The sequence below is a fragment of the Gemmata algarum genome, assembly GCF_034097035.1.
GTDB lineage: Bacteria > Planctomycetota > Planctomycetia > Gemmatales > Gemmataceae > Gemmata > Gemmata algarum.
Genome location: NZ_JAXBLV010000103.1, coordinates 1 through 962, shown reverse-complemented (window position 1 = coordinate 962; position 962 = coordinate 1). Strand labels below are relative to the sequence as shown.

Annotated in this window: 2 protein-coding genes; both read right to left on the bottom strand. The window is 70.7% G+C overall.

The annotated features are described in order from the left end of the window. Positions 1 to 101 precede the first annotated feature (101 nt). On the bottom strand, positions 102 to 404 hold the full coding sequence (locus R5W23_RS09235) for a hypothetical protein (protein WP_320686084.1): 303 nt from the start codon (positions 402 to 404) through the stop codon (positions 102 to 104). A gap of 72 nt (positions 405 to 476) precedes the next feature. Continuing rightward, positions 477 to 935: a hypothetical protein gene (locus R5W23_RS09230; RefSeq protein WP_261190878.1), complete on the bottom strand. Its 459-nt coding sequence runs from the start codon at positions 933 to 935 to the stop codon at positions 477 to 479. Positions 936 to 962 lie beyond the last annotated feature (27 nt).

Here is a 962-nt window from a genome sequence, read left to right as displayed (position 1 = left end):
TGCCGAACAACAAGCTCACCTGCACCGCCAGGATCGGATGAGCACCACAACTGTGGCCGATGGCGGTGTCAGGTGCAGCGCCGGGTTCGGCTTCTGCGGCGCTACCCGATGCGGAACCAGACGGACTCTCCGCGCTGGTTGAGGCCGATGCCCGGAAGAACCTGCCCGGTCTGAAGGTCGCGGAGAGCGAACCCGCCGCGGGAACGCACCTCGCCGCACAGCGCCTCAATGGCCGGGTCGTCTTCTGGCCAGCCGTCCGGGTCGGTGAAATACGGCCGGAACCGCTCGAATGCGGGTGACTCCACCAGCGTGCCGTAGGTCCACGGGAAGTCGTACTCGCCAGCGTCGGCGATTCGGGCAACCACCTCGCCGCCCAACTCCAGGTACCAGCGGACGGCCTCCACACCGGTGCCCTCTGGGTGCCGAACATAAAGCTCACCTGCACCGCGAGGTCCCGCGCCGCGATGCGTCCCGAATCAGCGGGCGGTGTCAGGTGCAGCGCCGGGTTCGGCGTGTCGTGCTGCCCGTACGGCGAACTCGCGTGCCGTGTCCGGGGGCGGCTCCTCGAACCCCACCCAGCCGACCGTGCTCCCCGCGGCGGCCAGCAACTCCGCGCGCCACCACTCCGCGTCCGATACGACCGACAGGCCGAGGATCAGCCCGCCATCTGCGGTGAAGAACGCCATCGCGTGGGCCGGATCGCTGCCGCCGAGGCACCGCCAGTACAGCCCGTGCGGCTCGGCCGGGTGGGCGACGCCGTGAGCGACCAGCTCTCCGGGCGTCCGAAACACGGTGGCCGGGACGTCGGCGTATCGCGGCACCTCGTACTCGTCGGCGGCCGGCTCGCGGGCCGGTGCGAACCGGGCCAGGAACCGCTCGACGGCCTCGGCGGTACGGGCCGGGGCGAGGGCGTACACGTCGTAGTAGCCTGGCACCCTCAGAAGCCCTCGGGTTTGCCGAAC